This is a genomic window from Sphingomonas sp. P3_C5 (assembly GCF_056402635.1).
In genome coordinates this window covers 994,156-1,010,000 of the sequence record NZ_JBFUHA010000001.1, presented here as the reverse complement: position 1 = coordinate 1,010,000, position 15,845 = coordinate 994,156, and the positions used below count along the sequence as shown (strand labels likewise).

13 protein-coding genes are annotated in these 15,845 nt (G+C 65.3%); 3 read left to right on the top strand and 10 right to left on the bottom strand.

What is annotated here, in order from left to right:
* Positions 1–357: 357 nt before the first annotated feature.
* The gene (locus AC1DVS_RS04900; RefSeq protein WP_478020741.1) at positions 358–1,860 is read left to right on the top strand and encodes a lipopolysaccharide biosynthesis protein; all 1,503 of its coding nucleotides are present in this window, start codon (positions 358–360) and stop codon (positions 1,858–1,860) included.
* Between the two features lie 217 nt (positions 1,861–2,077).
* Here AC1DVS_RS04900 and AC1DVS_RS04895 read toward each other — a convergent pair whose 3' ends face one another.
* A complete protein-coding gene (locus AC1DVS_RS04895) occupies positions 2,078–2,506 on the bottom strand; it encodes a CBS domain-containing protein (protein ID WP_478020740.1) in 429 nt (142 codons plus the stop codon).
* Positions 2,507–2,592: 86 nt separating this feature from the next.
* Here AC1DVS_RS04895 and AC1DVS_RS04890 point away from each other — a divergent pair, with 86 nt between their 5' ends.
* The gene (locus tag AC1DVS_RS04890; protein WP_478020739.1) at positions 2,593–2,871 is read left to right on the top strand and encodes a hypothetical protein; all 279 of its coding nucleotides are present in this window, start codon (positions 2,593–2,595) and stop codon (positions 2,869–2,871) included.
* Between the two features lie 17 nt (positions 2,872–2,888).
* Here the strand turns inward: AC1DVS_RS04890 and AC1DVS_RS04885 are convergent, their stop codons facing one another.
* From AC1DVS_RS04885 to hisS, 8 genes are all read right to left on the bottom strand, one after another.
* Positions 2,889–4,481, bottom strand: coding sequence for a DUF4139 domain-containing protein (locus AC1DVS_RS04885; RefSeq protein ID WP_478020738.1), 1,593 nt, complete (start codon positions 4,479–4,481; stop codon positions 2,889–2,891).
* Positions 4,481–6,064 carry a DUF4139 domain-containing protein gene (locus tag AC1DVS_RS04880; RefSeq protein WP_478020736.1) on the bottom strand — a complete coding sequence of 528 codons (1,584 nt, stop codon included), beginning with the start codon at positions 6,062–6,064 and terminating at the stop codon, positions 4,481–4,483. The genes AC1DVS_RS04885 and AC1DVS_RS04880 overlap by 1 nt, the downstream gene beginning before the upstream one ends.
* Positions 6,064–7,632 carry a DUF4139 domain-containing protein gene (locus AC1DVS_RS04875; protein WP_478020735.1) on the bottom strand — a complete coding sequence of 523 codons (1,569 nt, stop codon included), beginning with the start codon at positions 7,630–7,632 and terminating at the stop codon, positions 6,064–6,066. The genes AC1DVS_RS04880 and AC1DVS_RS04875 overlap by 1 nt, the downstream gene beginning before the upstream one ends.
* A 2-nt stretch (positions 7,633–7,634) precedes the next feature.
* The gene (locus tag AC1DVS_RS04870) at positions 7,635–9,044 is read right to left on the bottom strand and encodes a DUF4139 domain-containing protein (protein WP_478020734.1); all 1,410 of its coding nucleotides are present in this window, start codon (positions 9,042–9,044) and stop codon (positions 7,635–7,637) included.
* Positions 9,045–9,206: 162 nt separating this feature from the next.
* Positions 9,207–10,205 carry a DUF4167 domain-containing protein gene (locus AC1DVS_RS04865; RefSeq protein WP_478020733.1) on the bottom strand — a complete coding sequence of 333 codons (999 nt, stop codon included), beginning with the start codon at positions 10,203–10,205 and terminating at the stop codon, positions 9,207–9,209.
* A 253-nt stretch (positions 10,206–10,458) separates the two neighbouring features.
* Positions 10,459–11,247: a peptide chain release factor N(5)-glutamine methyltransferase gene (gene prmC / locus AC1DVS_RS04860; protein WP_478020732.1), complete on the bottom strand. Its 789-nt coding sequence runs from the start codon at positions 11,245–11,247 to the stop codon at positions 10,459–10,461.
* Between the two features lie 183 nt (positions 11,248–11,430).
* Positions 11,431–12,504, bottom strand: coding sequence for a peptide chain release factor 1 (gene prfA / locus AC1DVS_RS04855; protein ID WP_478020730.1), 1,074 nt, complete (start codon positions 12,502–12,504; stop codon positions 11,431–11,433).
* Positions 12,501–13,751, bottom strand: a complete 1,251-nt coding sequence (hisS, locus tag AC1DVS_RS04850; RefSeq protein WP_478020729.1) for a histidine--tRNA ligase — start codon at positions 13,749–13,751, stop codon at positions 12,501–12,503. The genes prfA and hisS overlap by 4 nt, the downstream gene beginning before the upstream one ends.
* 49 nt (positions 13,752–13,800) lie before the next feature.
* Here hisS and AC1DVS_RS04845 point away from each other — a divergent pair, with 49 nt between their 5' ends.
* The gene (locus tag AC1DVS_RS04845) at positions 13,801–14,451 is read left to right on the top strand and encodes a DUF1345 domain-containing protein (RefSeq protein ID WP_478020727.1); all 651 of its coding nucleotides are present in this window, start codon (positions 13,801–13,803) and stop codon (positions 14,449–14,451) included.
* 11 nt (positions 14,452–14,462) lie between these two features.
* Here the strand turns inward: AC1DVS_RS04845 and AC1DVS_RS04840 are convergent, their stop codons facing one another.
* Positions 14,463–15,671 (bottom strand): tetratricopeptide repeat protein, encoded by a 1,209-nt coding sequence (locus AC1DVS_RS04840; RefSeq protein WP_478020726.1) that lies wholly within the window; start codon positions 15,669–15,671, stop codon positions 14,463–14,465.
* Positions 15,672–15,845: the final 174 nt, after the last annotated feature.

Below are 15,845 nucleotides of genomic sequence, written 5' to 3'. Positions count from 1 at the left end.
TTACGTATGGATACGTGAAGGACTTGCGAGTAACGACCTAATTTAACCGAGCACCTGGCACCTTGAATGCCAGACCCGGGGCCGCCGCCCACATGTCCCTTCATCTAAACCGACAATGTCAAAGAGCGCAAAAGCCCGACGCCTTACCAATCCCCTTTTTAGTGGGGCGGTCTGGCGCCTGGTTTATGGTGACTGCAGAAGCGAACCGTCTGGTCCGTCGCTGCGGTGGAGCTCATTTAGGTGGGCTTCCTTTTACCGTCAACGCCTTTTTGCAATTTTCTTACACTCACCCCCGAAACCCGCGGAAATCTGCGGTTTACGGCTCTGAAAGACCCTTTGGCGCAGGGTGTTTGGACCATGGAATCGGCCGAATCACCCCCGAATCACGAGTTTGACTCGCTCAAGAAGCAGGTCAGGAGCGCGATTATATGGCGTTCGGGCAGCCAGATCCTCGCTCAGCTGGTGCAATGGGCGGCGACCTTCCTCGTGATTCGGATCCTGGCCCCTTCGGATTACGGCCTGTTCGCGATGACGCAGGTGATCCTGGTCTTCCTCAACATGCTCAATGGCTATGGTCTGGCCAGCGGGCTCATCCAGCAGAAGGAGATCGGCCAGCGCGAGATTCGCCAGCTGTTCGGCATGCTGCTGTTGCTCAACGTCTCGCTGGGTGCAGCGCAGTTCCTGCTCGCCCCGCTTGCCGCGGCTTATTATCGGCAGCCGATCGTTGCCGATATGCTCCGGGTGCAGGCGCTGCTCTATCTCGCCACCCCCTTTATAGCGCTGCCGGCAGCGCTCCTTTCCCGGTCGATGGATTTCCGGCTGCAGGCGCGGGTCAACATCATCGCGTCGATCGGCAGCGCGAGCACGGCGCTTGGCGGCGCGCTTGGCGGCTTCGGTGTGTGGACGCTTGTGTTCGCGCCGATCATGTTTTTCACGATCCGCGCGATCGGCATGACGATCGCCGCGAACTCGCTGGTCTGGCCGAGCTTCGATTTCCGCGGCGCGGGCAATATCGCCCGCTATGGCGGGATCATGGCCGCGGGCCAGCTCTTCTGGTTCGCGCAGAGCCAGGCCGATGTGTTCATCGCCGGCCGCTATTTCACCGCGCATATGCTCGGCATCTATACGACCGGCCTGTTCCTCACCCAGATCTTCGTCTCGAAATTCGTGCCGCCGCTGAACGAGGTGGCTTTTTCCGCCTATGCGCGGATCCAGCACGATACACAGGCGGTGGCGACTGCGTTCAACCGCAGCGTGGCGATCATCATGATCGCCGCCCTGCCCTTCTACTTCGGCCTCGCCGCGACCGCGGAGCCGCTGGTGCTGACCGCTTTGGGGGAGAAATGGCGCGAGGCGATTCCCGTCGTCCATCTGCTCGCACTGGCGATGCCGTTCATGACGCTCCAGGTTCTGCTCCAGCCTGCCTGCGACGCGCGCGGCTATCCGGGAATCGGCGTGCGCAACGGCGCGGCCGGGTCGGTCGTGCTGGCGATCGGCTTCCTGATCGGAGTGCGCTGGGGACCGACTGGCCTCGCGGCGGCATGGATCTGCGCTTATCCAGTCTATCTCGCGATCAGCATGTGGCGGGCACTCCCCGTGATCGGCACTAATGTTCGCTCAGTCGCCGACGCGATAGCCCCCGCCTTGCTGGCCGCGCTGGCAATGGCGGTGGCGGTAAGTGTCGCAGACCGGGCCTTGCCGCCCCTCCATCCCTTGCCAAGGCTGGCGATTCTCGTTGCGATCGGCGGCCTGGTCTATGGTGGCTGGCTGCTCGCCTTCTCACGCCAGGTCGTGCGCGAGCTGATCGCGATCGTCCGGCACCGTCCGCTTCCTGCCACGGCGCCGGCGAGCGGCTTCTGACGTGCGGATAGAGTCCGACCTGTACAATGTTCTGTACAGACGAAAAGTGTCAGCACCCGCATGACATTTCCAACCGACGCGCTCGAAGCGACTGCCGCTGGCACCGTGATTCAACCGCGCCCATAGCTGCGCTAACTGGAATGATCGCAGCGGAAAGCCGCTATGTCTTTCTCATCGTCGGCAACGGAAACGACCCTGATCTTCAGGGACGCCGCTCCTAGGCTGACTGTATATAGCTCCGCATCGCCTCGGCATCCGCCTCGATCCGATCGATGCGGTATTTGACGAGGTCACCGATCGAGACGACGCCGATCACCCGCCCGCCCTCGACCACCGGCAGATGACGGATTCGCCGTCGCGTCATCAGCGAGAGCGCGCCGATCGCGGCTTCGCCCGGCCCGACCGTGATCGCAGGCGCGGTCATCACCTCACCGACCTTGAGGTCGAGCGCAGCCGCGCCATGACTCTTCAACGCGTGGATCACGTCGCGCTCGGAAAAGATGCCGCTGACCGAGGGACCGTCCATCACCGGCAGCGCGCCGATTCGTCGGTCGGCAAGCAATGCGACCGCCTCAGCCACGCTCTGGTGCGCAGTGACCGAAACCACTTCGCGCCCCTTCCCGCTCAGGATCGCTGCTATCGTCATCGACCTTACTCCTCCTGCGTGGATCGGTTTTTTCCCGAGTCCGTTGAGGCGCTTGAGGATTCCACGTTTGGCGAGCAATGGGAAGCATGAGCGAACGCAAACCCGGGCTTGATGACACCGAATACGCGGCTTTTGCCTGGGGCCGGTATCGGCGCATCATGCTTTGGATGAGCCTATTGTCTCTAATCGCCGGCATCGTGGCCGCGGTGGCGCTCAATCACTTCTACGGTCCGCTCAACCTGATCGCGATCCTGGCGGCGATCGGAGGCATCGGCGGATCGGTGCTGATGGCATCGGCGCTGATGGGGCTGGTGTTCCTGAGCTCGGGCAGCGGGCATGACGAGTCGGTGGATCACCGCGAATAAGTCTCGCGCGATGCCCGTTAGCGCTCGACCTCCAACTTCAGCGCAAAATCGAGCTTCGCCTCGCCATCGGCAGGCACCGTCACCCGCCACATCCTGCTGCCCTTTTGTTCGACCAGCTTCTCGCTTGCCGAAACAACAGGGTAGGGAATCATGAATTCGAAGCGTTGCGGCTTATCCCGCGCATTGGTGACCCGAATCGCAAAAGGCCTGAGCCCCTCCGCCGGGGGCCGCGCCACGATCCGATAGCGGACATCGCTGCTCGCGCCCGCCTGCAACTCGACGTCCTCACCGATCGCGCGATCGTCGAGCTGGCTTTCATAGATCAAAAGGGGCGCTCCACCGGCCTTCTCGAACAGCGCGACACTGCCACCGGGAAGCGGCAGGCCAAGGCCTTTCCTCTCGCGATTTTCGGTTCGCAACACCAGGTCGCTCGGGCTGCTTTCGAGCCCGGCATCATGCTCGTTATAGTCGAAGTCGTCAAAACGAGCGGTGTAGATCCGGTCGAAGCGAATCTTGCGGCGGTCGATCATCGCTACCTGCTTCCGGCTCCGCGCCGCCACAGTAACAGGCTCGGGGATGCGGTAGAGCTTGAGGTCGCCCAACTCCTCCTGAGTCGCCACCATCACCACCGCGACCGCGACCGGCGTTGCCATGGCCATCGCCCGAAAGCGTGTCCCAGTGACGACAATGTCGGAATATTCCCCCACCACAAAATCCGGTGACGGCGGCGGCGGCGGTTTGGCAATGGCCCAGCGATCATGCGTGCTCGTAATATCCATCGGCCAGCATTGAAGATGCAGCTCGGGCGTCGGCCCCTCGGGCTGCGACCGACTACCCTCCGTGTTCGGCGCGCCGGCAATCGCCTGGGTCCGCGCGCCGGAAAAGCCCTGGCTGCCGCCATTCGCCACCGTCATCCAGGCAAACAGATCGAGTGTCTTGCCATCATCGGCGATGCTGGCGACATAGTTGGCGGACCAGTCGAAGCCCTGGGACAGATAGGATAGCTGAATAGTCGCGGTCGCGGGCGCAACGCTCTCGGTCACGACCGAGAGCGTTGGTCTGGCGAAGAGATCGTCAGGCACGCTCGGATAGGACAATGCTTCGGGGAGGCCTGAACAGCCGAGCGCCTCAACCCCTTCGGCAGTGGTCAACACAACACCACCGCCCGGGCCCGCTTGAATGATTGCATCCTCCACCGAGACCTTCCCCGTAGCGCGACTGGTCCGGGTGACGGTGACGCTCCGCTTCAGATACGCGTCGATCAGGCCGGCGGGCGAGAGCAGCCGCAGATCGCGATTTTTCTCCCTCACCCCGCGCGGCAGACCGGTCACGATGGCGGTTTCGGGGAGCATCCCCTCAGCGACGCCTTCGAAGCGGAGGATCGCTCGACCGGCGGGCAGGCTGATTGTCCGCGTCTCGGTGATCAGCGCATAGCCGCCTGGCCAGCTCGAATCGATAGCACGCCCATTGCGTCCGCGGTCGGGGTAGAGCGTCACCGATGCGGCATCGACCCGGTCGGATATGACAATCGTCTGCGCCGCAGCCGGAAGCGCAGCGGCGATCGACAAAGGCAGGAGGAGACTGCACCGCCGGACGGTATGGCCGAGCATCAGCCTCGCCTGTCGAGCGCGATGTTGAGCGAAGCGGCGCCGTTCGCCGGCACGGTTATCCGCCAGACCTTGCGGCCCTTGCGTTCCACCAGGGCGCTGTCAGTCGACGCGATCCTGAGCGGCAGCGCCAGCTCGAAGATTTCAGGAGTCGCCCGGGCATTGGTGACGCGGACGGTGAAGGGCGCTCGCCTGCCGGTTCGCGGCCGGGCGACGATGATATAGCGCAGATCGGTGCTCATCCCGGCGCCGAACTCAACCTCCTCCCCGATCGCGCGATCGGCCAGATTGCTCTCAGCGACGAGCATCGGCGCGCCCCGAGCGGCCTCGAAAACCGCCACTGCGCCGGCCGGCAAGGCGAGGCCAAGGCCTTTGGTGTCGCGGTTCTCGGTCCGTAATATCAGGGCAGCCGGTCGGCTCGGCATCTCGCCGGGCGGTGTATAGATCGAGGCGTTGAAGTCACCGGTATAAATCCTCTCGAACGGCACGCCTTTGCGATCGATCATCTTGACCTGCTTGCGGCTTTGGGCGGCAACCGTGACTGGCTCGGGAATGCGGTACAGCTTGAGGTCGCCCAAATCCTCCTGCTGCGTCATCATGTCGGACGGCGGCGGGGGCGGCGGCGGGGGTGGCGGGGGCGGCGGCGGGAGTATCTTCCTTCTGTTCCGGCGCGATATGCTGTCAACGATCATGAACGATTCGCGCACGAGAATCCGCGGCTCCGGCGGGGCGCGATCAATGCTCCATTTGGGGTGGGTGCTGGTGATGTCCATCGGCCAGCATTCGAGGTGAAGCGCGGGTGGAGGCCCCGTAGGCAGCAGGCGGGTCGGTTCGCGGTGCAGTCGGCCGGCGACCGCCTGCGTGTTGGCACCGGTAAAGCCCTGGCTGCCACCATTGGCGACCGTCAGCCAGGCGAACAGGTCGAGCGTCTTGCCGTCCGCCCCTACGCGCGCGACATAATTGGCGGCCCAGTCGAAACCCTGGGCGAGATAGGAAAGCTGCACCGTCGCAGTGGTCGCCACCGCGCTGTCGGTCACGACTGAGAGGGTCGGTCTGGCCGACAGATCGTCTGGCACGCCCGGATAGGAGAGCCGCTCGGGAAGGCCCGAGCAGCCGAGCGCCTCGACGCCGTGCGCTGTCGTCAGCACGACGCCGCCGCCCGGGCCGGCCTGGATGACCGCGTCCTCCACCTTCACCGCGCCGGTCGCCCGGTTGGTGCGGGTGATGGTGACGCTGCGCTTGAGATAGGCGTTGACCAGCGCCGCCGGCGACAGCAGCCGCGCATCGCGATTCTTCTCGTTGATTGGCTTCGGCAAGCCGGTGACGATCGCCGTCTCGGGCATGGTTCCTTCGGATACGCCTTCGAACCGGATCACTGATCGGCCGGCAGGCACGGCGATCGTCCGCGTCTCGGTGATCAGCGCATAACCGCCAGGCCAGCGTGGGTTGATCGCGCCCTCGCCGCGTCCGGGCTGGCGATACAGGGTGACGGACACGGCATCGATCCGAGCCGACACAACGAGCGTCTGTGCCGCGACGGTAGTCGCGGTGGTGAGCAGGCCGAGCAGGATGGCGATGCCGCGCATCAGCCTCGCGTCTTCAGCACCAGACTCAGTGACGCGTCCCCATTGGCGGGGACGATCACCCTCCAGACCTTGCGGCCCTTATGTTCGACCAGCGCCGTGCTGATCGAGGCAATGCCGGCCGGTGGCATTGCGAGCTCGAACGTCTCCGGCGTCGGCCGCGCATTGGTGACGCGCACGGTATAGGGCGCGCGCTTTCGGGTCCGAACCTGCGACGTGATTGCGTAACGGACATCACTGCTCGTGCCGGCACCGAACTCGACCTCATCGCCAATCGCGCGATCTTTCAGGTTGCTCTCGCCAACCAGCATCCGCGTTTCGCCAGCCGCTTCGAAGATCGCGACCTGGCCTGCAGGCAAGGGCAGGCCAAGGCCGTTGATGTCGCGATTCTCCGTCCTCAAGACCAATGCCGCCGGCCTGCCCCCGCCTGGCTGGCCGTAGCCTGCGGCAGTGAAGTCGGCGGTATAGATGCGGTCGAAGCGGATCCCCTTCCGGTCGATCATCGCCACCTGCTTGCTGCTTTGCGCCGCAATCGTGACAGGTTCGGGGATACGGTAGAGCTTGAGGTCGCCCAGTTCCTCTTGCTGCGCCATCATCGGTGGCTCGGGCGCCGCGAACCTCATAAGGGCTACGCCCGGCACGCGCTGAAGGACCTCCGAGATACTTTTGTCAGGAAGGGCCCCGATTTCGTCAGCGGTGATAGCGGTTATAGTAGCTATTCGGTCGATACCCCATTTCGGATGCGTGCTGGTGATGTCCATCGGCCAGCATTGCAGGATGAGCTCGGGCGGCGGCGCCTTGGGCAACCGTGCGGCTGCCTCGCGGTGAATCCCGCCTGCAACCGCCTGGGTGCCGGCATCGGCAAAGCCCTGGCTTCCGCCATTCGCGACCGTCAGCCAGGCGAACAGGTCGAGCGTCCTGCCGTCCTCGGCGACGCGCGCGACATAATTGGCTGCCCAATCGAACCCCTGCGAAAGATAGGAAAGCTGCACCGTCACGGTCCCCGCCTCGCTGCTGTCAGTCACCACCGACAGGGTCGGCTTGGCGGACAGCCCTTCGGGCACCCCAGGATAGGACAAAGATTCGGGCAGCCCCGAGCACCCCAGCGCTTCAACCCCATCGGCCGTAGTCAGCAACACCCCGCCGCGCGGCCCCGACTGGACCACCGCCGCCTCCGTCCTGACCTTCCCCGTCGCACGATCAGTGCTGGTGACGATGACGCTCCGCTTCAGATAGGCGTTGATCAGCGACGCCGGCGAGAGCAGCCGCGCATCGCGATTCTTCTCGTTTATCCGTTTAGGCAAGCCGGTGACGATCGCGCTTTCCGGCAGCATCCCCTCCGACACGCCTTCGAACCGGATCACTGATCGACCCACCGGCACGGTAATCGTCCGGGTTTCAGTGATCAGCGCATAGCCGCCGGGCCAGCGCGGGCTGATCGCTCCCTCACCCCGGCCCGGGTCGCGGTAGAGCGTGACCGCCACCTTATCGATCCGCTCCGAATCGACGACCGTCTGCGCCGCCGCGGGTGCGGCGGCGAGCAGGGCAATCAGAAGGGCCAGGCGCCGCATCGTCAGTAGCGCGTGTCGAACACCACGCTGAGCGATGCCTTGCCATTGGCCGGCACGGGCACCTTCCACTCCATCCGGTCAGCGGAGATACGATTGCCGGCGACGGACGGCTCGATGATCCGGACATCGCCCCACAAGCCGTCCTGCGCGAAATCGATCGTCACCGGCTCGGGCCGGGCATTGGTAAAATCATAGCGCATCGTCGTGCGCCACCGGCTCGACGACAGTCGCTTGCGTTCGACCACCACCGCCATGCCTTTCACGTCGAACGCCTCGCCGGTGCGGATCGACATTTGCGATCCCATCGGCGTGGCGTCGATCCGATTTTCGCCGATGAACTGCGGATCGCCGCGCGCGTCGCGCATATAGACGCGGATCGTGCCCGCCGGGAGCTGATCGCCGAGCCCGCCACTTTTCGACGTCGAGAATTTGAGCACACTCAAGGCGCTCCGCGGCTGCTCGTTCGTGCCGAGCCAGCCATTGGTCCATTCATAGGCCTTGCGGCCCGGCGCCCCCTTCACGTCGAGGAAGCTCACCTGCTTCTGCTGCGCATTGGCGATCGTGGTGCGATCGGCGAGCGGATAGATATAGTAATTGCCGAGCCGTTCATGGATGCTCGTCTCGGTTCCGGCCTGGTCGAGCCGGGCATCGGCAAGCTGCGAGAAACCCTGCGCCCCGCTATTGGGGTTGCCCGCCACCAGCAGCACGTTCGCGTCGCGATAGGTTGTGCCGGTGCTGTTGGTGAGCGTGACCCAGCCCTGCATGTCGACCGCACCCTTTGCCTCGTCGAACAGCATGACATAGTCGCTGGTCCAGCCGAGCCCGGGCGTCAGATAAGTGAGCGTCGCTGGCACCCGCCCGGCGCGCGCGACCTGGAGCGTGACTGACAAGGTCGGCCGCGCACGCAGATTCTCTGGCACCTTGTCGAACACCACGCGCACCGGCAGCCCGTCATCGCGAAGCACCTCGATCCGCTGGCCGATCTGGAGCACGATGCCGCCATTGGCCGCCAGCACCTTGGCCTGCTCGCGCGTCTCGACGCCCGTCGCTGGGTTGGTGCGCACGATCGTGACGACTGAGCCAACCGCCTTTTCCATCAGCTTGTCGGGCGACAGCAGATCGAAGTCGAAATTCTGCTCGACAATGCCGATGCCGGGGCCGGCCAGCGTAACCGTCTCCGAGCGGATCTGCGCCGACACATCGGGAAAATCCTGCCGCGTGCGGCCCGCCGCCAGATCGAGCTGGCGAAGATCCTGCACCAGCGACTGGCCGTTCTGATAAATAGTGACCGCCACGTCGCCCTGAGCATTGGGCGTCCGAACATCGGCGCTCGGGGCAATTTGCGGAGCCGTTTGAGCCTGAGCCACCAAGGGCAATGCTACAAGCGCCGTCGTTGCCACCCACAAACGCATCGCCACCTCCCCAATGATTTAGGCCATGCTAGGGGCAAGCGCTCGCAGGTCAATCGAAGACGAGAGATAGCGTCGCCTACTCCCGATTGTCTTACCTGCGCGCCCAACGAAAAAGGCCGGCCCCGCTGCTGCGGAACCGGCCTTTTCGAACTTATCGGTCGATCAGCTCGCCGAGGTCGTCTCGCTCGCTGGCGGACGGCCACGGCGACGGCGGGGCTTTTCCTCGGCCTCGTCGGGCACCACGGCTGAAACGTTCAGCGACGGCGGCAGGAGATCGGCCTCGAACATGGCGGGAGCCTCTTCCTCGACCACGCGGCGCGGCGGACGGCCGCGGCGCGGACGCTCCGGGGCTGCGGGTGCCGGCTCGGGGGCTGCGTCCTGGACGGCAGGAGCCTCCTGACGAACCGGCGCTTCGCGCTGGATCTGTTCGCGCTGGGCCTGTTCCCGCTGGGGCCGCGCTTCACGACGCGGCGCGCGATCTTCGTCATCCTGCGCATAAGGCGCACGGTTGCCGCGGTCCCCGTTGTTGCGGTCCCCGCCATTACGGTCATTCCCGTTGCGATCGTCGCGGGCATAACGATCGTTATTGCCCTCATAGCCATTGCCGTTGTTGCGCGAGCGCGGGCGCTCGTCATCATATTGGCCTGGCTGCTGTCCGGACTGCTGCCCATATTGCTGGTTGCCGTTGGGGCCTTCGTTCTGGCGATTGCCACGATCCTGGTTGCCCCGGTCCTGGCGATCCTGCCTGTCCTGATTGCCGTTCTGGCCGCCATTATAGCCATTGCCGTTAGACTGGCGCGGCTCGGCGACGCGAGGCTCCGGGCGCGCGATCGGCTCGCCGTCCTCGTCATATTCCTGCTCGTCTTCCTCGTACGGAGCGCCGCCATTCTGGCGCCGGTTCTCTTCGAAGCGCGAGCGCGTCTCGGCGAGGACGCGGAAATAATGGTCCGCGAACTGCAGATAATATTCAGTGTTGACGCGGTCGCCCTGCATCTGGGCGTCTCGCGCCAGCGTCTTGTATTTCTCGAGCAACTGGGCGGCATTGCCGCGCGCGCGGTTGTCGATCCGGTTGCCATTATCCTGGCGGCCCGGGTTACCTTGCGGGCGCTGTTGCTGCCCGCCACGACCGCGACGGCGGCCGGCCTGACGATTATTGATCAAGTGTTGTTGTCCTGTCCTTCGAAACCAACTCGGTCGTGCTCCAGAAATGTGGATGCATGTCCCTTGGCTCGTCCACGCCGACCATCGACGAAACGCGCCTGCCACGGTCGCCGGACGACAGCGACTTCATGACGAAGGGAGCGGGCAACAGCCCGTTTTCAACCGGTTATGAAGAAAACGCGTGCCCCTGCCCCGCTCATAGCGGCTGACGGGCCAATCTCCAAGAGGAATATTGTGTCGATTTCGGGACTTTTCAAGTGACGACCAGCGCGCGGGGATTGCCGCCAAGATCGTGACGGAGGCCGACAGAGAAGCCTTGTGCGGTAAGGAGCGCGGTTACCGCATCGGCCTGGGTCGAACCGATCTCGAGAATCGCAGCGCCGCCGGGTGCGATCAGGCGGGGGAGCTGCGGCGCGATGATGCGATAGGCGTCGAGGCCATCGGCACCCGCGAACAGGGCGATATCGGGCTCATAGCCCTGCACCTCGGCAGGTAAGGTTTCGCTGGTCCCGATATAAGGCGGGTTCGACAGGATAAGGTCGAACTGCCCTTGAAGGCCCTTTGCCCAGTCACCGAGCTTGAAACGCGCCCGATTCTCCATCCCGAGGTCGTCCGCGTTGAGCTCGGCGTAGTCGATCGCCTTCTCAAACGAATCGATCCCGAGGCCATGGGCGTGCGGCCATTGATCAAGCGCGGCCAAAAGCAGCGTGCCCGGGCCGGTCCCCAAATCGAGGATCGTCGCTGGTGAACGCCCGGCAAAATGCTCGAGCGCCGCCTCGATCAATGTCTCGCTGTCGGCGCGCGGGACCAGCACACCGGGCCCGACCTGAAGCTCGATCGTCCAGAAGGCACGGGTGCCGGTGATATAGGCGATCGGCTCATGCGCGAGGCGGCGGGTGACGAGGGGGGCGAAGGTTCCGGGGGCGGGGTCGTCGAGATGACGGAGGAGCAGCGCTTCCCGCGTGATGCCGAGGGCGTGGGCCATCAGCAATTCGGCATCCAGGCGGGGGGTTTCGGAAACGCCAGCGAAGGCGCCGGCCACTTCAGTGAGCGCCCTTCTTACCTCCCCTCCCGCTTGCGGGAGGGGATTGAGGGGTGGGCTCCCGCTCACCGCACGCGCTCCGCTTGTGATTGGCCGGGCGCCCGCTCCCAGTGGCGCGGCAGCCCTGCCCCCCGGGCAGGGCCAAGAGCCGCGCCACTCCTCCCGCAGGCGGGAGGGGAGAAATCAAGCATCAAGCGACGCCAGCCTTTCAGCCTCGTCCTCCGAGATCAGCGCCCCGATCAACTCGTCCATCTTGCCGTCGAGAATTTCCGGCAGCCGGTGCAAGGTCAGGCCGATCCGGTGATCGGTCACCCTTCCATCCGGGAAATTATAGGTCCGGATCCGCTCCGAGCGATCCCCCGACCCGACCATCGATTTTCGCGCACCCGCCCGCTCGCTGTGCAACCGGTCGCGCTCGAGCTCGTACAGGCGGGTGCGGAGCACTTTCATCGCCTTCGCCTTGTTCTTGTGCTGCGACTTCTCATCCTGCTGGATGACGACGAGCCCGGTCGGGATATGCACGATCCGCACCGCCGAATCAGTGGTGTTGACGGACTGCCCGCCCGGACCCGAAGACCGATAGATATCGATCCGCAGATCCTTGTCGTCGATCTTCACATCGACCTCTTCCGCCTCAGGCAGCACCGCGACGGTGGCAGCTGAAGTGTGGATCCGTCCGCCCGCCTCAGTGACGGGCACGCGCTGGACGCGGTGGACGCCGCTTTCGAACTTGAGCCTGGCGAACACGCCCTTGCCCTCGACCGAGGCGATCGCTTCCTTGAAACCACCCGAATCGGAAGAGGAGGCCGAGATCAGCTCGACCCGCCAGCCCTGCGATTCGGCATAGCGCTGGTACATGCGGAACAGATCGCCCGCGAACAAAGCCGCCTCGTCGCCGCCGGTCCCGGCGCGGATCTCGAGCATCGCCGCGCGCTCGTCGGCCGCATCGCGCGGCAGCAGCGACAGGGCAAGCGCGCGCTCGGCATCAGGGAGGGTCGATCGGATCGACTCGATCTCCTCGCGCGCCATCGCCCGCATCTCGGCGTCGCCATCCTCTTCCATCTGCGCAAGCGTCTCGAGCTCAGTCCGCAAGCGCTGCACCTCGCTCGCCGCGCGCGCGACCGGCTCGAGCTCGGCATATTCCTTGGAGACGGCGACAAAGCGATCGGACGGCAGGTCGCCGGTCGCCATCTGCGCCTGCAACTCATCGCGCCGCGCCTCGATCTGCGCGATCCGTTCGGGGGAGATGGTGGTCATGAAGCTTGCAGCGCCCCGGCCAGATCAGCCAACGCAACCTGCGACTGCTCGCCGGAACCGAGCGTCTTGACTGACGCGACGCCCTTGGCGAGCTCGTCGTCGCCGAGGATCACGGCGAAGCGCGCACCCAGTGCATCGGCCTTGGCCATGCGGCGCTTCATGTTGCCGCGATACGCCATGTCGGTCGCGATGCCCGCGCGACGCAGGTCCGCGAGGATACCCATCGCCAGAGCCTCGGCCGCCTCGCCCATCGGAATGATCACCGCGTCGATCCGCTCGGCTGCCGGCTCCTCCAGCAACATCGCCAGCCGCTCCACGCCGGCTGCCCAGCCCACGCCCGGCGTCTCGGGCCCGCCGAGCGACCCGATCAACCCGTCATAGCGCCCGCCCGCCAGCACCGTGCCCTGCGCGCCGAGCCGGTCAGTCACGAACTCGAACGCGGTGTGGCGGTAGTAATCCAGCCCGCGCACCAGCCGGTCATTGCGCGTCCACGCCACCCCGGCCGCGTCGAGCCCCTTGGTCACACGCTCGAAGAACGAGCGCGCCTCGGCCGTCAGATAGGTGTCGATGCCGGGCGCGGAATCGGCGATCGGCCGGTCCTTCGGATCCTTGCTGTCGAGGATCCGCAGCGGATTGCGCTCAAGGCGCGTCTTGCTGTCCTCGGACAGATCGCCGGCATGCTGCTCGAAATGGGCGACAAGTGCGGCGCGCCAGGCATCCCGCGTTTCGGCATCGCCCAAAGTATTGAGCTGAAGCGTCACGCCGTCCGAAATACCGAGTTCGCGGAGCAACTGATCCGCCAGCACCAGCAGCTCGACATCAGCCGCCGGCTCGGCCGCGCCGATCACCTCGGCGTCGATCTGGTGGAACTGGCGATAGCGGCCCGCCTGCGGAGCCTCGTAGCGGAACACCGGCCCGGCGATAGCGAGCTTCAGCGGTGCATATTGCTGCCAGCCCTCGGTCAGATAGGCGCGCGCGATCCCCGCGGTGAATTCAGGCCGCAACGTAATTGAGCGCTGGCTCTTGTCTTCGAAGGTGTACATCTCCTTCGATACGACGTCAGTCGTCTCACCTAGCGAACGGGAGAAGACCTCGGTCGCCTCGAACACCGGGATTTCGAGCCGGCGGAAGCAATAAAGCCGCCGCACCTTCTCGAACGCCTCGAGCACGCGCGCGAAGCGGCGTTGCTCGTCGCCGAAGATATCCTGCGTGCCGCGGATGCGTTTGGGGGTTTCGATACGGGCCATAAGGCGGCGCTATCTATGCGACGCGGCGGTGAAGCGCTAGGCCCCGCTCATGGGTAAAGCGCGCACCGGCATCGCTCTGGGCAGGAAGATCGCTCCACCGCGTTTCGTGGCCTTTGTCGGCGTGCTCATCATCGGCCTCGCCATTCTGATCCCGCGGCTCGGCGTCGGCATTGGGACGATGGTCGCGTTCGACATCGCCAGCGCTCTGTTCCTGGGGCTGGTAGCTCCGCTGCTCGGCAGCGAGGCGGCCGACATGCGCCGATATGCCAGGGACAATGATGCCAACCGCGCCTCGCTGCTCGGCCTCTCCGCACTCGTGTCCCTGGTGGTGCTGGTCTCGGTCGCGAGCGAAATCCATGGCGGCAAGGGCAATGCGATCATGACGGCGCTCCTCGTCGCCACGCTGATACTCGCCTGGCTGTTCTCCAACACGGTCTATGCCCTGCATTACGCCCATGTCTATTATTTCGACGACGGCACCGGCGTCGACAGCGGCGGCATCGAGATCCCGCGCTGCGACGAGCCCGATTACTGGGATTTCGTCTATTTCAGCTTCACCCTCGGCATGACCTTCCAGACATCGGACTGCCAGATCACCTCCTGGCGCATCCGCCGTATCTCGATCGGCCATTGCCTTGCCGCGTTCGTGTTCAACCTGGGCGTGCTCGCTTTCTCGATCAACGTGATCGGCGGCAGCTGAGCCGCCAGCGTTTACTTGACCAAAGGCTCGTATCGCCGGTCCAGGGCAATGGCCCGAGCCTGGTCCGCCTCGGCCCGTTTCGCATCGCCGCGCTGCCGCCAAACAAGGCTGCGGCCATAATAGTTGCGCGCGGCGTTCGGCCCATAGCGTACCGCCTGGTCGAGGTCGGCAAGCGCTCGCTTCAACTCTCCCTTATGCGCATAGGCCAGTCCACGATTGAGATAGGCAAAGGAAAGCCGCGGCGAGACAGCGATCGCCTGATCGAAGGCCGCAATCGCTCCGTCGAGGTCATTATGCCACGCTCGCGACAGGCCATCGGCGACATGGGCGGCCGCGCGACCGACGGGGCCCGGCGCGGCGGGATCGACCAGGGCCGTGCAACCGCCAAGGCGACGGCTCGGATCGTTCACCGTACACGCGTTCCAGTCGCCACGACTCGCCGGCTTTGCCGTCGATCGCCGCTGCGCGGTCACCACCAGGTCACGGGAGAATCCCTCGGCCCGGGCATCGGAGGATATGTTGGCCTCGGCCATCCGACCAGCCACGGGCGATCGCGGCGGCGCGATGCTTGCGGGAGGCGGCGGAGGAGCGGCAGCAGGCGGCGGGGGCGCCGCATCGGCAAGCTCAACTCTGCCCTGCACAGAGACGTCCTTGTCGAGCCGCTTTTCCTCGGCCAGCTGCGCCTGAGGGGCTGAAAAGGACGCCACATTCGGCTTGTCGCTTGCCTTGGCGCGCAGGGCGTCGACCGGGGTAGCGCACTTGCCCCCCGCGCAACGCGCCTCCTCGCTGGCGCTGGCGCTGTCGGCGACAGCCGATGATGATGACGGTTCACGCTTGAGGGCGTTTGCCGGCGCACCGTCCGCGGCCAATGTGGGCGACGCGGACGGGAGCCCGGCAGCCGCCTCGGACGCCGCGGGCGCGTGAGGAGCACCGGCCGGAGCCTCCGGGCTGACGCTGCCGAACTGGTGATCGCCGGACATCCAGATCGGCAGGCCGATCAATGCGACCAGCGCGACGGTGGCGAAGGCGGCGAATTGCGGGCGAACGATCCTCCCCCGCCACGGTGTCGACGTCGGCGCGCGCGATCGATCGGCCAAAGGCGGCGCGCTCCCGCCCCCATCGAAGCGCCGCAGCGCTTCAGCGATCGCCGCGTCGCGCCGGGCAGGCCTGGGCGGTGGCGGTTCGGGCAAAGCCGCCGAGATATCGCCATCGATGCTCATTCCGGTCCCTTATCAGCCACGCGCGAGGCGCGGCCCGTATCAACGCAGCGAGGCGGCAGCGGCAGCACTGGCGACGAGGCGCGGCGGGAAGAGCGGAAAACCATCTGCCGGCCTTATAGCTGCTATTGCGGGCTGGTCGAATGCATGATCGGTGCCCAGGGGTGCGACGGCAGG